Source organism: Streptomyces sp. 2323.1, assembly GCF_900221035.1.
GTDB classification, from domain to species: Bacteria; Actinomycetota; Actinomycetes; order Streptomycetales; family Streptomycetaceae; genus Streptomyces; species Streptomyces sioyaensis.
In genome coordinates this window covers 3,925,010-3,943,204 of record NZ_LT907981.1, presented here as the reverse complement: position 1 = coordinate 3,943,204, position 18,195 = coordinate 3,925,010, and the positions used below count along the sequence as shown (strand labels likewise).

The 18,195-nt window shown below is 69.2% G+C and carries 17 protein-coding genes; 8 read left to right on the top strand and 9 right to left on the bottom strand.

Annotated elements, in window-relative coordinates; translation table 11 throughout:
• Window positions 1–918 (top strand): pyridoxamine 5'-phosphate oxidase family protein, encoded by a 918-nt coding sequence (locus tag CPH93_RS16730; RefSeq protein ID WP_173909829.1) that lies wholly within the window; start codon window positions 1–3, stop codon window positions 916–918.
• A 17-nt stretch (window positions 919–935) separates the two neighbouring features.
• Here CPH93_RS16730 and CPH93_RS16725 read toward each other — a convergent pair whose 3' ends face one another.
• The 5 genes from CPH93_RS16725 to CPH93_RS16705 form a co-directional block, all read right to left on the bottom strand.
• Entirely contained in the window at window positions 936–1,415 is a 480-nt protein-coding gene (locus CPH93_RS16725; protein ID WP_006604379.1) for an NUDIX domain-containing protein, read from the bottom strand.
• Between the two features lie 46 nt (window positions 1,416–1,461).
• Window positions 1,462–2,358 (bottom strand): LysR family transcriptional regulator, encoded by an 897-nt coding sequence (locus tag CPH93_RS16720; RefSeq protein ID WP_093484197.1) that lies wholly within the window; start codon window positions 2,356–2,358, stop codon window positions 1,462–1,464.
• Between the two features lie 326 nt (window positions 2,359–2,684).
• On the bottom strand, window positions 2,685–3,812 hold the full coding sequence (locus tag CPH93_RS16715) for a cystathionine gamma-lyase (protein WP_096213325.1): 1,128 nt from the start codon (window positions 3,810–3,812) through the stop codon (window positions 2,685–2,687).
• Complete coding sequence (locus CPH93_RS16710) at window positions 3,809–4,435, bottom strand: low molecular weight protein-tyrosine-phosphatase (protein ID WP_096213324.1); 627 nt, start codon at window positions 4,433–4,435, stop codon at window positions 3,809–3,811. The genes CPH93_RS16715 and CPH93_RS16710 overlap by 4 nt, the downstream gene beginning before the upstream one ends.
• 3 nt (window positions 4,436–4,438) lie before the next feature.
• Window positions 4,439–4,816, bottom strand: a complete 378-nt coding sequence (locus tag CPH93_RS16705; RefSeq protein ID WP_006604375.1) for a phage holin family protein — start codon at window positions 4,814–4,816, stop codon at window positions 4,439–4,441.
• Window positions 4,817–4,864: 48 nt separating this feature from the next.
• Between CPH93_RS16705 and CPH93_RS16700 the strand changes: the two genes are divergently transcribed.
• The 4 genes from CPH93_RS16700 to CPH93_RS16685 all read left to right on the top strand — a co-directional run bounded on the left by CPH93_RS16700 (window position 4,865) and on the right by CPH93_RS16685 (window position 7,476).
• Window positions 4,865–5,182: a cupin domain-containing protein gene (locus CPH93_RS16700; protein ID WP_093484200.1), complete on the top strand. Its 318-nt coding sequence runs from the start codon at window positions 4,865–4,867 to the stop codon at window positions 5,180–5,182.
• 240 nt (window positions 5,183–5,422) lie between these two features.
• Window positions 5,423–5,647, top strand: a complete 225-nt coding sequence (locus CPH93_RS16695) for a DUF5326 family protein (RefSeq protein ID WP_040898840.1) — start codon at window positions 5,423–5,425, stop codon at window positions 5,645–5,647.
• A 564-nt stretch (window positions 5,648–6,211) separates the two neighbouring features.
• The gene (locus CPH93_RS16690) at window positions 6,212–6,949 is read left to right on the top strand and encodes an IclR family transcriptional regulator (protein ID WP_231977382.1); all 738 of its coding nucleotides are present in this window, start codon (window positions 6,212–6,214) and stop codon (window positions 6,947–6,949) included.
• Between the two features lie 104 nt (window positions 6,950–7,053).
• Window positions 7,054–7,476, top strand: a complete 423-nt coding sequence (locus CPH93_RS16685; protein ID WP_040898836.1) for an SsgA family sporulation/cell division regulator — start codon at window positions 7,054–7,056, stop codon at window positions 7,474–7,476.
• A 184-nt stretch (window positions 7,477–7,660) separates the two neighbouring features.
• On the opposite strand, the gene CPH93_RS16680 is transcribed toward CPH93_RS16685, so the two are convergent.
• Window positions 7,661–9,076: a YibE/F family protein gene (locus CPH93_RS16680; protein ID WP_173909828.1), complete on the bottom strand. Its 1,416-nt coding sequence runs from the start codon at window positions 9,074–9,076 to the stop codon at window positions 7,661–7,663.
• 219 nt (window positions 9,077–9,295) lie between these two features.
• Between CPH93_RS16680 and thiC the strand changes: the two genes are divergently transcribed.
• Window positions 9,296–11,083 carry a phosphomethylpyrimidine synthase ThiC gene (gene thiC / locus CPH93_RS16675; RefSeq protein WP_093484201.1) on the top strand — a complete coding sequence of 596 codons (1,788 nt, stop codon included), beginning with the start codon at window positions 9,296–9,298 and terminating at the stop codon, window positions 11,081–11,083.
• Window positions 11,084–11,355: 272 nt separating this feature from the next.
• On the opposite strand, the gene CPH93_RS16670 is transcribed toward thiC, so the two are convergent.
• The 3 genes from CPH93_RS16670 to CPH93_RS16660 form a co-directional block, all read right to left on the bottom strand.
• Window positions 11,356–12,240 (bottom strand): hypothetical protein, encoded by an 885-nt coding sequence (locus CPH93_RS16670; protein ID WP_173909827.1) that lies wholly within the window; start codon window positions 12,238–12,240, stop codon window positions 11,356–11,358.
• A 230-nt stretch (window positions 12,241–12,470) separates the two neighbouring features.
• Complete coding sequence (locus tag CPH93_RS16665; RefSeq protein WP_256331977.1) at window positions 12,471–13,625, bottom strand: metallophosphoesterase; 1,155 nt, start codon at window positions 13,623–13,625, stop codon at window positions 12,471–12,473.
• Window positions 13,626–13,849: 224 nt separating this feature from the next.
• Complete coding sequence (locus tag CPH93_RS16660; protein WP_093484204.1) at window positions 13,850–14,950, bottom strand: LacI family DNA-binding transcriptional regulator; 1,101 nt, start codon at window positions 14,948–14,950, stop codon at window positions 13,850–13,852.
• A 403-nt stretch (window positions 14,951–15,353) separates the two neighbouring features.
• Here CPH93_RS16660 and hisC point away from each other — a divergent pair, with 403 nt between their 5' ends.
• Window positions 15,354–16,433 (top strand): histidinol-phosphate transaminase, encoded by a 1,080-nt coding sequence (gene hisC / locus CPH93_RS16655; RefSeq protein WP_096213322.1) that lies wholly within the window; start codon window positions 15,354–15,356, stop codon window positions 16,431–16,433.
• 245 nt (window positions 16,434–16,678) lie between these two features.
• A complete protein-coding gene (locus tag CPH93_RS16650) occupies window positions 16,679–18,187 on the top strand; it encodes a cytochrome ubiquinol oxidase subunit I (protein WP_096213321.1) in 1,509 nt (502 codons plus the stop codon).
• The last annotated feature ends 8 nt before the right edge of the window (window positions 18,188–18,195 follow it).

Genomic DNA, 18,195 nt, shown 5'->3' with positions numbered 1-18,195 from the left:
ATGGCGCAGCAGGAACGCCCCGGGAGCGACGGCGAGCATTTGGTGCAGCAGAGGCTGGGTACCACCGAGCGCGCAGACCGTTTCTACGGGGACCAGGTCCTGGACCATCTCAACGTCCGCATGCAGGAGTTCGTGGCCCGCCAGGAGATGTTCTTCCTGGCCACGGCCGACCGGCACGGCGAATGCGACTCGACGTTCCGGGCCGGGCCGCCCGGTTTCGTCCAGGTGCTCGACGCCCGGACGCTGGCGTACCCGGAATACCGTGGCAACGGTGTCATGGCGTCCATCGGCAACATGTCGGAGAACCCGCGCCTGGGCATCTTGATGATCGACTTCACTCGTGACCGCATCGGGCTGCACATCAACGGACGCGCTCGGGTCGTCATGGACGAGCAGATGCGGGCGCACCACGACGGTCTCCCGGTCGACCCGATCCCCGGGCGGCGCGCCCAGCTGTGGGTCACGGTCGAGGTCGAAGAGGCGTACATCCACTGTGCCAAGCACATCCCGCATCTGCAGAAGGTCCCGGCGCAGCAGCGCGGGGCGCGGGCCTGGGGCACCGACGACGTCAAGCGCAAGGGCGGGGACTTCTTCGGCGCGGCGGCCGAGGCGGGTGAGCGGCCGCCCTTCCAGCGTGCGGCGCACTGTAACGAACACCTCCGTGGCGGACTGCACGAGGACATCGAGGACGCGGCCTACCAGGACGCGGCTCCGGTGCCCGCCGCCTCGTCCCGTGCCGCACAGGCCGGTCCGGCCTCCGGCGCCGGGCCCCGGGTGGCCGGCCGGGAGGATGTCGTCGAGGAGCTGAATGCGGAGTTCCTCGACCGGGTCGAGCGGGTGCTCGCCCGGGCCCGGCCCCGCGAGCCCGTGGAGGACGACCCCGCCTTCCGCGGATGGTTCGACCGACGCGACGCCTGAGCCGGCGCCGTGGTTCGTCAGCCCAGGTCGGGGGCGTGCATCGCCCGTACGCCCTCGATGTTGCCGTCCAGGTAGTGCCGTAGCGACAGCGGTACGACCTCGACGGAGGCGATGCCGACGCGGGTGAAGGGCACCCGCACGATCTCGTAGTCCCCGCAGGGCTCGTCGACCTCGGGGCCGTGCCGGCGGGAGAGGTCCATGGAATCGAGCCGGCAGACGAAGAAGTGCTGCACCTTCACGCCGTCCACCCCGCCGTCGCTGAAGTGCTCGACGGTGTCGACGAAGACCGGCACCACGTCCTTGATCTTCGCGCCCAGCTCTTCGTCCAGCTCGCGGTGGAGGGCGTCGATGACCGTGGCGTCCTCGGGCTCGACACCGCCGCCCGGAGTGATCCAGTACGGTGCCCGGCCCGGCTTGGTGCGCTTGATGAGAACGAGGTCCGCGCCGTCGAGCAGAATCGCGCGGGCGGTGCGTTTGACGACTGGCCGTACGTTCATAGGGGACATGTGCCGCAGTCGAGGCCTGGTGAAACCCGGTGCTCGCTCACCAGGCGATCGCGGCCCGCAGCAGCCATTCATGCGCCCGCGCGATATGCGGCAGCCCGAGCGTCCCGTTCCGTACGGCCAGGAAGTAGGTCCGTAGCGGAGGCACCGGCGGGTCGAGCAGGGCGACGACCTCGCCGCTGTCCAGCGCGTCGGCGCACAGATAGCGGGGCAGTACGGCGATCCCCGCACCGGCCGTCACGCAGGACAGCACCGCCCGGAGGTCGGCAGCGATCACGGCGGCTGAGGCAGCGGGCTTGGCGTCGAAGACCGCGGACCAGTAGCGGGAGATCAGCGGCAGGCTTTCGTGGACCTCGACGAGCGGTACGGGATCCAGCACCCGCACGCCCCCGGCGTGCAGTACCGCAGGGCCTCCCAGCTGGTCCGCCCATGGCGGTGCGGCGATCAGTACATGCTCCTCGTCGCACAGCGGGGTGGCGGTGAGCAGTCCGCCGCGGGGCCGGGCCGTGGTGACCGTCAGATCGTGATGGCCGGAGGACAGGCCGGTCAGCAGTTCCTCCGCGGAGCCGAAGGCGGTGCGTATGGACAGGCCCTGGGCGATCAGCGGGGTCAGCGCGGGCAGCGCGCGCTCGGCGAGGAACTCCGGGGGGCCGGCGAGATGCAGGGTGCGGGTGACGGAGTCCCGGTCCAGGCCGGCCTCGGTGATCTCGGTGAGCGCGTCCAGATGCGGCGCCACTTTGTGCGCGAGTTCATCGCCGATGGTGGTGGGGGTGACGCCGCGGGCGTAACGGAGGAAGAGCGGACGGCCCAACTGGCGTTCCAGCGCCCGGATCTGGCTGGTCACCGCAGGCTGGGAGAGGCCGAGTAAGGCCGCGGCGCGAGTGAAGGAGCCGGCTCGGTGCACGGTGACGAAGGTGCGCAGCAGAGCCAGATCCATCGCGTACCTCCTGCGCCCCTCGGAAGCCTGGTCGCGGGCCAACTATAAATTTGTCGATAGGGCTGTGTCGCTAGCGTGATTGGACACTGACGCACAGTCAACTAGCCTTGTTCGAGCGGTGGTTTCACGTGGAACAATTGGTTTCACGTGAAACGCGTGGGCTCGAGCCACGTGGAACCGCAGGCCGGCAGGGTGACGAGGGGGGATACCCTGCCGGCCTTCTCCTGTCCTTCAGCCGTGCCGGGCGTAAGGCTCACTCGTTTCGTTCGAGCCGTTCCGCCACGTGCAGTTCATGCTGTTTGTGCAGTTCATCCCGGTCGGTTGGATCAGTTCTGCGTGGCTGCGTCCAGTGCCCGCGTGACATCCGCGACCAGATCCTCCGGCTCCTCGATGCCGACGGAGAAGCGGATGAAGCCTTCCGGCACCGCGTCGCCGCCCCAACGGGCCCGACGCTCGGCGCTGGACCGCACGCCTCCGAAGCTCGTCGCGTCGTCCACCAAGGTCAGCGCCGCCAGGAACCGCTCCGCGCAGGCCTTGTCGGGCAGCGTGAAGGACACCACGGAGCCGAAGCGGCCCGGGCGCATCTGCCGGGCGGCGAGCGCGTGGGACGGGTCGGACGGCAGCCCGGGGTGGCGCAGGCCGGTGACCTCGGGTCGGTCGGCCAGCGCGGCGGCCAGCGCCAGAGCGCCCGCCGACTGCTGGCGGACGCGCAGCGCGAGCGTGGCGAGCGAGCGATGTGCGAGCCAGCTCTCCATGGGGCCGGGGATCGCGCCCACGGTCTTGCGCCACAGCCGTACGGCATCGGCCAGCGCGGCATCACGGGTACTGGCGTACCCCAGCAGGACATCGCCATGGCCGGTCAGCGCCTTGGTGCCGCTGGCCACCGAGAAGTCCGCGCCGAGTTCGAGCGGCCGCTGGCCGAGCGGGGTGGCGAGGGTGTTGTCGACGGCGACCAGCGCGCCGCGACGGTGGGCTTCGTCGGACAGCCGCTGGATATCGCAGACATCGAGGCCGGGGTTGGAGGGTGACTCGATCCACAGCAGCCGGGCGCCGTCCAGGGCATCGAGCTGTGCATCATGCGCGGTCGGCGCCGTACGGACCTCGATGCCGTAGCTCTCCAGACGGGTCTGGACGGCCGGCAGCAACTGGTAGCCGTCGCTGGGGAGCACCACGGCGTCGCCGGTGCGCAGTTGTGAGAAGAGGACAGCGGTGATGGCTGCCATGCCGGAGGCGAAGGTGACGGTATGGGCGGTTTCGTCCGGCGATTCGAGCTCGCCGATGGCCTGTTCCAGACGGGTCCAGGTCGGGTTGGCGTCGCGGCCGTACGTATACGGGCCGACGGCATCGCCAGGGAGGTGGTAGTGGGCCGCGAACACCGGCCCGGGGAGCGTCGGCTCGTATGCCTCGGGCTCCGGAAGCCCGGCCCGTACGACGCGGGTGCCGTCGCCCGTCATGCGCGTTCCTTGGGGCGCGACCGGTGTGGGTCCCGCGCCTCGCGCGGGGCGTCGGCCCCGGGTGCGCGGGCCGGGATCACGGCGCGGGCCGTGAGCGCGGTACGGACCGCTGCCAGCAGGCCCTCGCTCGCGGTCTCGATCATCTCCAGGCACTCCTCGAAGCCGGCGAAGCCGCCGTAATACGGATCGGGTACGTCCAGGTCACCCGTGCGGTCGGAGTCGGAGATGAGGCCGGGGGGCTCCCCCGGGCCGGCGTCCGCCGCGCCCGTGGCGTACGAACGCAGCAGGCGGACCTTGGCGGCGTCCTGCTCGGTGGGGGCCAGGCTGCGCAGCGTGCGCAGATGGCCGGAGTCGAGTGCGATGACCAGGTCGAGTCGGTCGAACCAGGAGGCGCGGAACTGCCGGGCGGTGTGGGCGTGTGCGTAGCCGCCCGCGCGCAGTACGGCGACCGTGCGCGGGTCGGCTCCGTCGCCCTCGTGCCAGCCGCCGGTGCCGGCGCTGTCGACCTCGACCAGGCCGTCGAGTCCGTCCTCCGCGAGGTGGGCGCGGAAGACGGACTCCGCCATCGGCGACCGGCAGATGTTGCCGGTACACACGAAGCAGATACGGAACGGGGCGTTCAAAGGTCAGTCCTCGTCGGGAAGGATCACGTGCATCGCCCAGGCCACGATGGAGATGATCACGCCGCCGAGCAGTGCCGTCCAGAAGCCGCCCACATGGAAGGCGAGGTCTGCCTTGCCGGCGAGCCAGGAGGTGAGCAACAGCATCAGGGCATTCACGACCAGCGTGATCAAGCCGAGGGTGAGGATGAAGAGGGGGAAGGAGAGCAGCTTCACCACGGGCTTGACGATGAAATTGACCAGCCCGAAGATCAGGGCGACCAGGATCAGGGTGAGTATTTTGCGGCCGGTGTTCTCACCGGTGAGCGTGATGTCCTTGAGCAGCCAGATGGCCACGGCAAGCGCCGCGGCGTTGGCGATCGTCTTGACCAGAAAATGCTTCATGGTGAGATCGTCGCAGACGATTCTGAACTATCGAGGGGTGCGAACGGCATGAAGGCTTTCCGACTGGATGAGCTGGAAGCGGAGCGGGCCGCGAACGACGGTGCATATCTGCAGTTCATCCGGGAACGCAACATGTCGGTCGGGCTGTATGCGCTGGACGCGGGCAGTATCGATCCGCAGCAGCCGCACTCCCAGGACGAGGTGTATCTCGTGGTCAGCGGCCGCGCGGCGATCACCGTCGGGACGGAGACGGAGTCGGTGGCGCGCGGCAGCGTGGTCTACGTACCGGCCGGGGTGCCCCACAAGTTCCACCACATCAGCGAGGACCTCCGGGTGATGGTGGTCTTCTCTCCTCCTGAGAGCTAAGGGACGGGCCCCGGGACCCGTAGGGGAAGGGTCAGGGGAGGGTGGGGGCTGCGCGGCCCCCACGGCAGCGGTCCGCGTCCTAGCATCGTGGTGGAAGGGAACGGAAGCGGGCGGCGGCCGACACGCAGCACGCGGAACGAACCCTCGGCGCGACATACGGCGCAGCAGACAGACCACGCAACGGACAGATAGCGCGGTGCACACAGCGACAGCGCGACAGACAGAAAGCAGGGCAGAGCAGTGGCTGGTAAGGGGATATTCACAGGGCTTCCGTGGTGGGTCACCTGGGTCGTGGTGCCCGTCATCCTGATCGTTGTCTTCGGCGGACTGATTGCCACCGCGCTCGGCTTCCTGATCGGCCTGCTGTTCAAGGTCCTCATCGCGGCAGCCCTGATCGCCGGGGCCATCTACCTGGTCCGCAGGTTCGCCGGCTCGTCCTCGTCCTCGTCGAAGAGCGACTGGTAGGCCGCAGAATGGGACGGGCCGACCTGACCCCCTTCGTCCGGCCCCGCCCGTCCCCCCACGGCCCGCGCGTCGCACCATGCCTCACACGGCTGACGGCTGACTCCTTAGGCCCGCGCGGGCCGTCCCATTGCCCCCCGCACAGCTCACCAACACCCACCGGCCGCCACCGACTCACCAACACCGACCGGCCACCAACGACTCACCAACACCCATCACGTCCGATCGGCACCGCCCCAAATCGCCCAAGAGTGGCGCAATCGATTCGATGTCGAAACAATCCCGCCCACTCAAGTCCACACCTGCACCAGGTGAGGTAACTCCCTGAATTCCCCCTTACCGCCCGGATCGGCCGAGTTAGAGTGCGGCGCGCAGGCGTCTTCCGGATGGTGGCATTCCGGAAATTCGCGTGAGGCGAGACCGGCCCGGGCGTCATCGCGGGGACCCCGGGAGGCGCGCGCGGTCGCGGGAGTGGGTCCCGCGACCGGGGCCCCCGTGCCCCACTGCGAGCGGATCTGGGGGTTGGCGTTGTCAGTCGTGAATGGCGAATCCGCTTCTCATCCCACCTTGATCGGATCGGTGCAGCGGGCGCTCCGGCTACTGGAGGCGGTGGGCGCGCATCCCGGCGGTGCGCCCGCCAAGCAGCTCGCCAGGGAAACCGGGCTGCCGCTGCCGACGACCTACCACTTGCTGCGGACCCTGACGCACGAGGGCTATCTGCACCGCGAGCAGGGCGTGTTCGTCCTCGGCGCGGCGGCCGAGGCCATCGGCCGGGCCGGGGCCGGGCGCCGGCAACGGGCGCAGATCTCCGAAGCCCTGGCGGTGGCCGGGCGGGAGTTGAGTGCCGCCGTCTACTTCGCTGTCTACCGCGAGGGTGAAGTCGAGGTGGTGGCGGTCACCGACGATCCGGAGCGGCCGCCCGTGGAGGAGTGGGTCGATTTCCGCACCACAGCTCACGCTCACGCGATGGGGCAATGCCTGCTCGCGCAGCTTGACGAGGCAACAAGGAAGGAGCATCTTGCGCGCTATCCCGTCCAGTCGATAACGCCCTTTTCTGTGCGAACTGAGGACGATTTGCTGCACCGCTTGGATACAGTGCGTCGCGGTCAGGTCGCTTATGAGCGTCAGGAATATGCCGTTGGCACGGTGTGCGCAGCCATCCCCATTCAGGTCGGGGCGGCCGCTGCTGCGCTGGCGATTTCCCTGCCCGCGGACGAACTGCATCGATTGCGGTCCGTTACAGACCGACTACGAAAAATGGCGGAGGCGACACTAACGACACTCGCCTTCTCTATCAGTATCTGAAAACTCACTCCTTGTGATCTGCTGGCACGTGGCAGACGATGGCGCCAATAGGGCTACGGGGGATGTTTCCCGGCCATCTCCGATCAAGTGCGGGGCAGTGGTTGATGACCGACACAGTTCAGGCAGAAGTGATCATGAGCTTCGTCGTCTCGGATGAGCTTGCGTTCCGGATTCCGGTGGAGCTGGACTTCGCCAGCGCCGATCCCTTTGCCGTCCGCCTCACCTTCGATCTGCCCGGCGATGCACCCGTGACCTGGGCGTTCGGCCGGGAGTTGCTGCTGGACGGACTGAGCCGACCGTCCGGCGAGGGCGATGTGCGTATCGAGCCGGCCTCCCCCGAGCACCTCAGCGACGTGTTCATCAGCCTTCAAGTCGGCTCCGAGCGTGCGCTGTTCCGGGTGAGCGCGGCACCGCTGGTGGCCTTCCTGGACCGTACGGACCGGCTCGTACCGCTCGGCAAGGAAGAGGTCTGCGACACCCTGGAGGCCGTACTGGACCGGATCCTCACCGAGGCCCCGGCCGGCTGACCCGCCCCCGCGCCTGCCCCCAACTCCGTCCCGGCGCCCACATCGACTCCGCCCCGGCATCCACCCTCGACTCCGCCCCCGCACCGACCGTCCAAGCCGGGCCACAGCGGGTACGCAGGTCATCCTGCGTACCTGTCCGCCCCTGCCCGCCTGTGCCGCGCACCTGTCCCGCCTGCAGTCACCCTCACCGCTTGCGGCGCCTGCCGTGTCCCCCGCGCCGCCTCGTCGGGCCGGCCTTGGCGTCCATCGACCCCCCGGCGGCAATCGGCTCCCCGGTATGCGCACGGACTCCCGAGCCTTCTCCGTCTCCCGGCCTGTCGGCGACCCCGGCCACGCCCCGCTCCTTGCGGTCCGCGGAGACGACCAGTGCCGCCAGCAGCGTCGTCAGCGGTACCGCGGCGACCAGCCCGATGCTGCCCACCAGTGTGCGGACGATCTCCTCCGCGACCACTTCGCTCGTGGCGACCGTGCCGACGCTGCTCTGTGCGATCGAGAACAGCAAAAGCAACGGCAGGGCCGCGCCGGCGTAGGCCAGCACGAGGGTGTTGACGACGGACGCGATGTGATCCCGGCCGATCCGCATCGCGGCGCCGTACAGCTTGCGCCAGCCGGCCGACGGGTCCGCCTCCTTGAGTTCCCAGACCGCGGCGGTCTGTGTCACGGTCACATCGTCGAGCACGCCGAGCGACCCGATGATGATCCCCGCAAGCAGCAGACCGCGGATCTCGATGTCCGGGAAGAGGCCGTGCACCAGCCCGGTGGTGTCGTCCGTATTGCCGGTCAGCAGTGCCCAGTTGATGAACACCGACCCGAGCAGCCCGATCAACAGCAGTGACGCCAGGGTGCCGAGTACGGCTACTGACGTGCGAGCCGTCAGCCCATGACACAGATACAGCGCGATCAGCATGATCGCGCTGCCCCCGATCACCGCCACCACCAGCGGGTTGGAGCCCTGCAGGATCGCCGGGAGGATGAACAGCGTCAGGACCACGAAGCTGGCCGCCAGCGCCACCAGCGCGAGGACGCCGCGCAGCCGGCCGACGAGTACCACAGCGAGGGCGAAGATCGCCGCCAGCACCCACATCGGGAGCGACCGGTCGACATCGCTGACCGAGTACTGCAGATCCTTCGGTGCCTTGGGGGAGTACGCCACCACCACGTCCTGGCCGGTGGTGTAGTGGCGCAGGGCGTCCGGCGTCACCACCGTCTTGAAGGTGCGCCCGGCGTTCTCCCCCGTGGTGACCTCGATCGTCGCCTGCTGGCAGGGCTTGCCCTTGGCCGCCGCTCCCCCGGTCGGTGGCTGCCCGCCCGGCGACGGCGGCTGGGGCTGCTGCTCGGCATGGACGTCCGCGCAGTTCACCTCCGCCACTTTGGTCACTCTCGCCCGCTCGGTCGGCTGGTCGAAGCCGACACCGGATGGTTTGTGGGGTGGTGCACCGCCCGGCCAGAGCACGAGCAGACCGACGGCCACCGCGGCCGCGAAGGGGATCAGCACCGCCGCGATGACCTTGCGCAGATGCCGGGAGACGGGCGCGGCAGGGCCGTGGCCATGGCCATGGGAGTGCGGGGCGGAGTGGTGGTGGGACTCGTGAGGAGGCACCGCCCGATCATCGCAAGAAGTCCGGGCCCCCTGTTCACCGCGGCGGAACGGCCGCTACCGTGGTGCCACCTTTGCAATCGCGGGAGCTCGGAGCACCGGGCTGAGAGGGCGCTGACCTTCGTCCCAGCGGCGTTTCACGTGAAACGCCCATGGACGGGAGCCGCTGCGTCGACCGCCGAACCTGTTACCGGGTAATGCCGGCGTAGGGAGTTGGGTCATATGACTCTGCAGGATGCACGCACGCCCGAAAACGGTGCCAACGACCGCAATGAGCCGCAGATCGGCTGGCACAAGGGCTATGTGTCCGGATCGCGCCCGGACCTTCGGGTCCCGGTCCGGCGGGTGCACCTCACCAACGGCAAGGACGTGACGCTCTACGACACGTCAGGGCCATACACCGACCCCAATATCGAAACCGATGTCCGCCGCGGCCTGGCGCCGCTGCGCGAGAACTGGATCATCGGCCGCGGCGACACCGAGGAGTACGCGGGCCGCCCCATGCGGCCGGAGGACGACGGCCTCAAGCACACCTCGCCGCGCGGCGGCCTCAAGAACCTCGACGCGGTCTTCCCGGGCCGCCCCCGCCAGCCGCGCCGTGGCCGCGACGGCGCCCCGGTCACCCAGCTCGCCTATGCGCGGCGCGGGGAGATCACCGCGGAGATGGAGTACGTCGCCGTCCGCGAGAAGGTCACCCCCGAGTTCGTGCGCGACGAGATCGCGGCCGGGCGCGCGGTGCTGCCGTCGAACATCAACCACCCGGAGATCGAGCCGATGATCATCGGCAAGAACTTCCTGGTGAAGGTGAACGCCAACATCGGTAATTCGGCGGTCACTTCCTCCATCGAGGAGGAGGTGGAGAAGATGACCTGGGCGACCCGCTGGGGCGCCGACACGGTCATGGACCTCTCCACCGGCCGCAACATCCACACCACCCGCGAGTGGGTGCTGCGCAACTCCCCCGTCCCCATCGGCACCGTCCCCCTCTACCAAGCGCTGGAGAAGGTCGACGGCAAGGCCGAGGAGCTGACCTGGGAGATCTACAAGGACACCGTCATCGAGCAGGCCGAACAGGGCGTCGACTACATGACGGTGCACGCCGGCGTGCTGCTCCGTTACGTCCCGCTCACGGCCCGCCGTAAGACCGGCATCGTCTCCCGCGGCGGCTCGATCATGGCGGCGTGGTGCCTGGCGCACCACAAGGAGTCGTTCCTCTACACGCACTTCGAGGAGCTCTGCGAGATCCTCGCCTCCTACGACGTCACCTACTCGCTCGGTGACGGGCTGCGCCCCGGCTCCATCGCGGACGCCAACGACGAGGCGCAGTTCGCGGAGCTGCATACGCTCGGCGAGCTGAACACCGTCGCCAAGCGGCACGGCGTGCAGACGATGATCGAGGGCCCCGGGCATGTCCCGATGCACAAGATCAAGGAGAACATCGATCTCCAGCAGGAGATCTGCGAAGAGGCGCCGTTCTACACGCTCGGCCCGCTGACCACCGACATCGCGCCCGCCTACGACCACATCACCTCCGGTATCGGCGCGGCGATGATCGCCTGGTGGGGCACCGCGATGCTCTGTTACGTCACGCCCAAGGAGCACCTGGGCCTGCCGGACCGCGACGACGTCAAGACCGGCGTGATCACGTACAAGATCGCGGCCCATGCGGCGGACCTGGCCAAGGGCCACCCGGGCGCCCAGGAATGGGATGACGCCCTCTCCGACGCCCGCTTCGAGTTCCGCTGGGAGGACCAGTTCAACCTGGCCCTCGACCCGGACACGGCCCGCGCGTTCCACGACGCGACGCTGCCTGCCGAGCCGGCGAAGACGGCGCACTTCTGCTCGATGTGCGGGCCGAAGTTCTGCTCGATGAAGATCAGCCGGAGCATCACCGAGCAGTTCGGCGGGGAAGCGGACGCGACGCCCGAGGAGATCGAGGCGGGGATGCTGGAGAAGTCCAAGGAGTTCGCCGCCGCAGGGAACCGGGTGTACCTGCCGCTGGCCGACTGACCCGGCGTCGCAGGCCGCGCTGTCCGGGCGGGAACCTCCTGATTCCCGCCCGGACAGCGCTTCCGGCGTTCCTGCCGGGGGCGGTTCGGGCGCCGACGGCCCCGGGTGTCGGGACGGACGCCGCACCGAAGCCCGTATCGGCAGGGCCTGTTCGGTACGGCCTGTCCGGTGCGGGCAATCCCGCATGGCCCCTCCTGGCAGGGCCTGTTCCGGCTTGCGGCCTGTTCCGGCGCGAGGCAATTCCGGCCCGGCGCGGCCCCTCCCGGCGCGGCCTACTCCGGCTGGTGATCCGGCCCGCCGTATTCCGGGCTGGTGAAGTCCGGGCTGGAGTAGCGCGGACGGGAGCCGGAGGAGCCGCTGTCGGGGCTGGTGAACTCGGGGCGGGTGTAGCCGAGAGTCGGGATGCGGCTCTCGGGTGAGGTGGTCCGACGGGGGACGTAGCGGGTGGGGTCGTCGTCCGGCGTGGCCGCGGGGTCGGCGAGGGCCTCACGGAGAAACGGCAGCAGCCCGCGCTCCAGGAGGGCGCTGCGCCAGGCCTCGCGGGCCAGTTGCAGCGCCTCGCCCACGTCATCGGCTCCGGCGGTCTGGGCGGACGAGCCGTTGCGCAGCGCGGTGACGAGCAGGCCGCCCATCGCGACGAGGGTGCCCGCGGCGGTCAGCGCCGCGAAGATCCAGCCGACGCTGATCAGCGGCCGGGCCAGGGACTTGTCGGGGCTGATGGCGCTCAGCACATATCCGATGAGGAGGAAGAGGACGGCGGCGATGCCGGCGAGGACCGGGGCGAGCACGGCGATCATGGCGGTCAGCCCGGCGCCGGTGGTTTCGGCCTCGTCCAGCGCGGCGGCGGTGGCCGGTCCGGCACCCCCGTCAGCGGCCCCGGTCGGCTCCTCGCCGGCCGTACCGGCCGCCGACGATGCACGCGTCGGCGCGCGCGTCTCGGCGCGGAGCTCCACATAGCGCTGATATTCGGCCGTGGCGCAGGCGGCGATGGCGGTGGTGGCGCTGAGCGCCATCGCGCGCAACTGCTCGGTGCTGAGCTGTTTTCCCGCGGCGCCGGTGAGGTCGCCCGGGCGGTATTCGGCGGTACGCAGCGCCTCATCGAGGATGCGCGCAAATTCCGCGCGGTCCTCGTTCAGCAGGTGCGGAGCGCTGTTCATATGGATCCCCCGATGCTCCGTAGGGCCGTACGGCCGGCGTGGGCCGGGTAGTGGGCGGAAACGGAGGAGAGCCTGCTACGGATAGACCGATGGTAGAGCGACTCCGGCGCGGCGTGACAGAGAGTTTGCGGAATTTGAGTAATGCCGCGACCGGTTTCCGCCCGTGTCGTCACCCGGTTTCCCTCCTGGCCTCCGGCCTCCCGGTGGGTGTCCGGCTGAACCGATAACGCTCAGCCGGCCAAAGGAAGTTGAACTACCAGCAGCTTCCCGGCCATCGTGATACCGCCGTCCATGGCGATGGCCAGACCGTCGGCGTAGACATGCGGACCGTCGACCGCGACACTCTCGCTCTCGCCGTCCTCCGCGCCGACCTCGCCCAGCAGATACGGGATCGGGCTGTGGCCGTGGACGACGCGGTCGCCACCGTAGGCGTCGAGGAGTTCCCGCACGGCCTGCGAGCCGGACTCGTCGCGGAAGGCGAAGCGCTTGGTGAACTTGCGGAACAGATCCCAGACTTCGTCGGCCTCGCTGCGGGTGAGCACGTCGTGCACGGTGTCGTTGACGGCCTCGATGGAGTCGCCGTAATCGAGGTAGGCGGTGGTGTCGGAGTGCACGAGCAGATGCCCGTCCTCCTCCATCACGGCGTCCAGCCGGGCCATCCACTGGAGGTGGTGGTCCTCCAGGCGGTCCATGTCGGTCTTCTGGCCGCCGTTGAGGAGCCAGGCCGCCTGGAAGGAGGCGGTGCCGGCACCGGACTGTACGGGGGTGTCGCCGAATCGCTTGGCGCCCAGCAGCAGCAGTTCGTGGTTGCCCATCAGGGCCTTGCAGTAGCCGCCGGCGGCCGCGGCCTCGGCGGAGAGCTGCATGACGAGGTCGATGACGCCGATGCCGTCCGGGCCGCGGTCGGTGAAGTCGCCGAGGAACCAGAGCCGGGCATTGCCGGCCGCCCAGCTGCCGTCGGCGTCGATCAGGCCCTCGGCGGCCAGCGCCTCGCGCAGCTCGTCGTAGTAGCCGTGCACATCGCCGACGACGTACAACGGGCCCATGCCGTCGGGCGCGTCGGGGTCCGGGGCCGGTTCGGGTACCGGGACGACGGCCGGGCGGTCGATCAGGGTCTCGGTCCGGCCGGGCTCGATGATGGGCAGGTCACGCGCGGTCGGCGTGTACTCCTCGGGCAGGTCGGCCGGCGGGGCGGCGGGCGGCACCACGGGGGGCGCGGCAGGCGGCGCGGCCGGGGAGCCGGCGGGCAGATGGAGCGGCGGGCCGGCCGGCGGCACGGGGGACCCGGCGGACATGCCGGAGGGCACTCCGGGCGGCGGTACAGACGCCGGAGTTTCTCCCGCCATGGTCCACACCATGGGTCCCTGACTGGCCCCCTGAGTCATCGACCCCTCCACCGTCGCGCCGCCGTGCACCTCTCGGACCTTTGCCTGGTCGACGGCGGTCCGCGGTGTCGTGCGCCCATCATAGGAATGCCGGTAGCGGGTTGTGACGCACCCGGGGGTGGTCAATCCGCCGGAGCCCGGCGTTCGCGGCGGATTTCTCCCGGGATCGCCCTGTTTTTTCCGTGCGCAAGGGAGCGTTAGGTCCTCCGTATGTGCGATCAAGATCAGTCGCCGGTGGGTGCCCGTGGTGGACTGACGGTCGTTCTGGGAGAGCGTCGCTGGGACGAGGCCCGGATGATCAGGTCGGTCGGTATGACCTGTTCGATGGGCCGGCCGGTGTCGAGCCCCTCGATGGCGTCGATGAGGATCTGGACGACGGCGGTGCCGATACGGCGCGGCTTGAGGGACAGTGTGGTGACGGGCGGCTCGGTGGCCGCATAGAGAGTGGACTCGCTGCAGCACACCAGCAGCAGGTCCTCCGGCACCCGCAGCCCGTAGCGCCGGGCGGCGGCGAGCAGATCCGTGCCGTTGGGGTCGAAGAGCCCGTAGACCGCGTCCGGGCGGTCCGGGCGGGCCAGCAGCCGGTCGGCGGCGACCGCCCCCGCGCACGGGTCGTGTGCCGGGTAGGACTCGTACACCGGATCCTGGCCGACCCGCTCGCACCAGTGCAGATAGGCGGTGGTCGACAGCCGTGTGTAGGTGTCGGTGGTGTTGCCGGTGAGCAGCCCGATGCGGCGGGCGCCGGCGTCGGCGAGATGGTCGAGAAGACCGAGGACGGCCGCCTCGTGATCGTTGTCGACCCAGCCGGTGACCGGCAGGGCGCCGCCGGGCCGGCCGTCGGAGACGACGGGGATGCCGTGCCGGACGAGCTCGGTGACGACGGGGTCGCCGTCGGCGGGGTCGATGACGACGGTGCCGTCCAGGGCGACGTTGGACCACACGTCGTGGCGGGAGGTCGCGGGGAGGATGACCAGCGCATAGCCGCGGGCCAGGGCCGCGGAGGTGGCGGCTCTGGCCATCTCGGCGAAGTACGCGAATTCGGTGAAGGTGAAAGGTTCATCCCCGTACGTGGTCACGGTCAGGCCGAGGAGGCCCGACTTGCCGGTACGGAGGGTGCGGGCGGCTGCGGACGGGCGGTAGCCCAGCCGGTCGGCCACCTCGCGGACATGGCTACGGGTGGCATCCGGAAGCCGGCCCTTGCCGTTGAGCGCGTCGGAGACAGTCGTGATCGACACACCGGCTGCGGCGGCCACGTCCCGGATGCCCGCCCGCCCCAGCCGGCGACCGGTTGACCGGCTCACCTGGTGCTTCCCTGCTGCTGTCATGGCGAGCCGATAGTAGGGCTCATGAGAGCCCTTCACGGGGCTCGGGTGACGGCTTCGGAAAGACACGTTTCTGCATGGCGGATTGCCGCCAAGTAGGCTTAGTTCGCAGGTAGTTGGTAAGGGAGGCAGTGATTCCGGGGGAGATACGGCGGCTTTACCTGTCGGTCGGTTGAGGTCTCGGAGTGGCCTCAAGTCACCTTGACGGGGGACGCGCGCCACGGCGCGAGCCACCGGCGCGCACCGGATCGGGCAGCGCCCTTCGACGGCATTGCGCGGGGCTGTCCGGGTGAGGGGGCCAGGGGCGGCGCGGGCGGTCCGGCGGCGGCGGGCTGCCGCCGAACGGGTCAATCCTCATAAGGTGTGCAGTATTGGAGACGAGCGCAACGGTCGAGGAGGACCTGCGGTGAGCGAGAAGACCCCGAAGCTGCGTACTGCGCTGGACGGCATCCCCACCTACAAGCCGGGCCGGCGGGCGGCGGCCGGCGGCCCCGTCACCTACAAGCTGTCCTCCAACGAGAACCCCTATCCGCCGCTGCCGGGTGTCCTGGAGAGCGCGGTGACCGCCGCCGGCTCCTTCAACCGTTACCCGGACATGGCCTGCACGGGCCTGATGGCGGAGCTGTCCGAGCGGTTCTCGGTGCCGTTGGAGCATCTGGCGACCGGCACCGGTTCGGTGGGCGTGGCCCAGCAGCTGATCCAGTCGACGGCCGGGCCCGGCGATGAAGTGATCTACGCCTGGCGGTCGTTCGAGGCGTACCCGATCGTCACCCAGGTCTCCGGCGCCACGTCTGTGCAGGTCCCGCTGGACTCCGATGAGGTGCACGACCTGGAGGCCATGCTCGCGGCGATCACCGACCGGACCCGGCTGATCTTCGTCTGCAACCCCAACAACCCCACTGGCACCGTCGTACGCCGTGCGGAGCTGGAGTCCTTCCTGGACCGGGTGCCGGGCGACGTGCTGGTGGTGCTGGACGAGGCCTACTGCGAATTCGTGCGCGATGCCGAGGTGCCGAACGGCCTCGACCTCTACCGGGACCGCCCCAATGTGTGTGTGCTGCGCACCTTCTCCAAGGCGTACGGCCTGGCGGGGCTGCGGGTCGGCTTCGCGGTGGCGCACGAGCCGGTGGCCGCCGCGCTGCGCAAGACGGCGGTGCCCTTCGGTGTGAGCCAGCTCGCGCAGGAGGCGGCGGTGGCGTCGCTGCGCAGCGAGGCGGCGCTGCTGGAGCGGGTCGATGCGCTGGTGGCCGAACGGGCGCGGGTGGTGGAGGGGCTGCTCGGGCAGGGCTGGACGGTCCCCGAGACGCAGGCCAATTTCGTCTGGCTGCGGCTGGGCGACCGGACGACCGACTTTGCGGCGGCCTGTGAGCGGGCCGGCGTGGTGGTGCGGCCGTTCCCCGGCGAGGGTGTGCGGGTGACGATCGGCGAGAGCCCGGCGATGGACCTGTTCCTCCAGGCCGCGGAGGAGTTCCGCAAGGCGCTGTGAGCCGTCGTACGACCTCCTCCGAGGCCGCGGGTCCCTGGACCCGCGGCCTCGGAATTTTTCTGCCCGGCGCACCATGGATTCGGGCGTGACCGCTGTCACGCACCCCCCATAGGTAAGGCGGAAGGCCGGTAGGAGATAATGCTTGTGAATGTGAACGCGTTCACAAGCGCGCCTTTTATGTGCCGCTTTATCTGGTGCAAAAGGGGCACCTGCGCTGTGCAACGGCGACGTAAGGAGGAAGCGGCGTGGAACTGGCGCTGGCGCCGGAGACTCTGGCGCGATGGCAATTCGGCATCACGACCGTCTACCACTTCCTGTTCGTCCCCCTGACGATCTCCCTCGCCGCTCTGGTGGCCGGACTGGAGACCGCATGGGTACGCACGGGCAAGCAGCAGTACCTCAAGGCCACGAAGTTCTGGGGCAAGCTGTTCCTGATCAACATCGCGATGGGTGTGGTCACCGGCATCGTCCAGGAATTCCAGTTCGGGATGAACTGGTCCGACTACTCGCGGTTCGTCGGGGACGTCTTCGGTGCCCCGCTGGCCTTCGAGGCGCTGATCGCCTTCTTCTTCGAGTCCACATTCATCGGTCTGTGGATCTTCGGCTGGGACAAGCTGCCGAAGAAGATCCACTGCTTCTGCATGTGGATGGTCTCGATCGGCACGATCCTGTCGGCGTACTTCATCCTGGCGGCGAACTCCTGGATGCAGCACCCGGTCGGCTACAAGTACAACGCCGTCACCGGACGCGCCGAGCTGACCGACTTCTGGAAGGTGCTGACCCAGGACACCACTCTGGTCGTGGCCTTCCACACGCTGACCGCGGCCTTCCTGACCGGCGCCGCGTTCATGGTCGGCATCTCCGCCTTCCATCTGATGCGCAAGAAGCACATCAAGGTCATGCGCACCTCGCTGCGGCTCGGCCTGGTCACCCTGGTCATCGCCGGCGTCCTCACCGCGATCAGCGGTGATTCGCTCGGCAAGGTCATGTTCCAGCAGCAGCCGATGAAGATGGCCGCCGCCGAGGCGCTGTGGGACAAGGAGGAGCCGGCGCCGTTCTCGGTCTTCGCCTACGGCGATGTCGAGAAGGGCCACAACGACGTCGCCATCGAGATCCCCGGTCTGCTCTCCTTCCTCGCGCACAGCGACTTCACTTCGCCGGTCCCCGGCATCAACGACGTCAACAAGTCCGAGCAGCAGAAGTTCGGGCCCGGTGACTACCGGCCCAACATCCCGGTCGCCTACTGGGGCTTCCGCTGGATGATCGGCTTCGGGATGTCGTCGTTCGCCATCGGGCTCGCCGGCCTCTGGCTCACCCGTAAGAAGTTCTGGCTCGCGCCGGGGCTGCGGACGGGGGACGAGGAACCACCACGTCTCGCGCTCACCAAGAACAAGGAGCTCGGTGCCCGGCTGAGCAGGGCGTACTGGTCGCTCGCCTTCGTCACCCTCGGCTTCCCGCTGATCGCGAACTCGTGGGGCTGGATATTCACCGAGATGGGCCGCCAGCCGTGGGTCGTCTACGGCGTGCTGCGCACCTCGGACGCGGTGTCCCCCGGCGTCTCGCAGGGCGAAGTGCTCACCTCGATGATCGTCTTCACCACGCTGTACGCGATCCTCGCCGTGGTCGAGGTCAAGCTGCTGGTGAAGTACGTCAAGGCAGGCCCGCAGGAGCTCACCGACTCCGACCTCAATCCGCCCACCAGGATCGGCGGCGACAGCACGGACGCCGACCGGCCGATGGCCTTCTCGTACTAGGAGGCGAC

What these genes read in the sequence shown, in the direction of transcription:
- CPH93_RS16730 (WP_173909829.1), top strand. Translation starts at nt 1, where the DNA reads ATGGCGCAGCAGGAACGCCCCGGGAGCGACGGCGAGCATTTGGTGCAG.
- CPH93_RS16725 (WP_006604379.1), bottom strand. Translation starts at nt 1,415, where the DNA reads ATGAACGTACGGCCAGTCGTCAAACGCACCGCCCGCGCGATTCTGCTC.
- CPH93_RS16720 (WP_093484197.1), bottom strand. Translation starts at nt 2,358, where the DNA reads ATGGATCTGGCTCTGCTGCGCACCTTCGTCACCGTGCACCGAGCCGGC.
- CPH93_RS16715 (WP_096213325.1), bottom strand. Translation starts at nt 3,812, where the DNA reads ATGACGGGCGACGGCACCCGCGTCGTACGGGCCGGGCTTCCGGAGCCC.
- CPH93_RS16705 (WP_006604375.1), bottom strand. Translation starts at nt 4,816, where the DNA reads ATGAAGCATTTTCTGGTCAAGACGATCGCCAACGCCGCGGCGCTTGCC.
- CPH93_RS16700 (WP_093484200.1), top strand. Translation starts at nt 4,865, where the DNA reads ATGAAGGCTTTCCGACTGGATGAGCTGGAAGCGGAGCGGGCCGCGAAC.
- CPH93_RS16685 (WP_040898836.1), top strand. Translation starts at nt 7,054, where the DNA reads ATGACCGACACAGTTCAGGCAGAAGTGATCATGAGCTTCGTCGTCTCG.
- thiC (WP_093484201.1), top strand. Translation starts at nt 9,296, where the DNA reads ATGACTCTGCAGGATGCACGCACGCCCGAAAACGGTGCCAACGACCGC.
- CPH93_RS16670 (WP_173909827.1), bottom strand. Translation starts at nt 12,240, where the DNA reads ATGAACAGCGCTCCGCACCTGCTGAACGAGGACCGCGCGGAATTTGCG.
- CPH93_RS16665 (WP_256331977.1), bottom strand. Translation starts at nt 13,625, where the DNA reads ATGACTCAGGGGGCCAGTCAGGGACCCATGGTGTGGACCATGGCGGGA.
- CPH93_RS16660 (WP_093484204.1), bottom strand. Translation starts at nt 14,950, where the DNA reads ATGACAGCAGCAGGGAAGCACCAGGTGAGCCGGTCAACCGGTCGCCGG.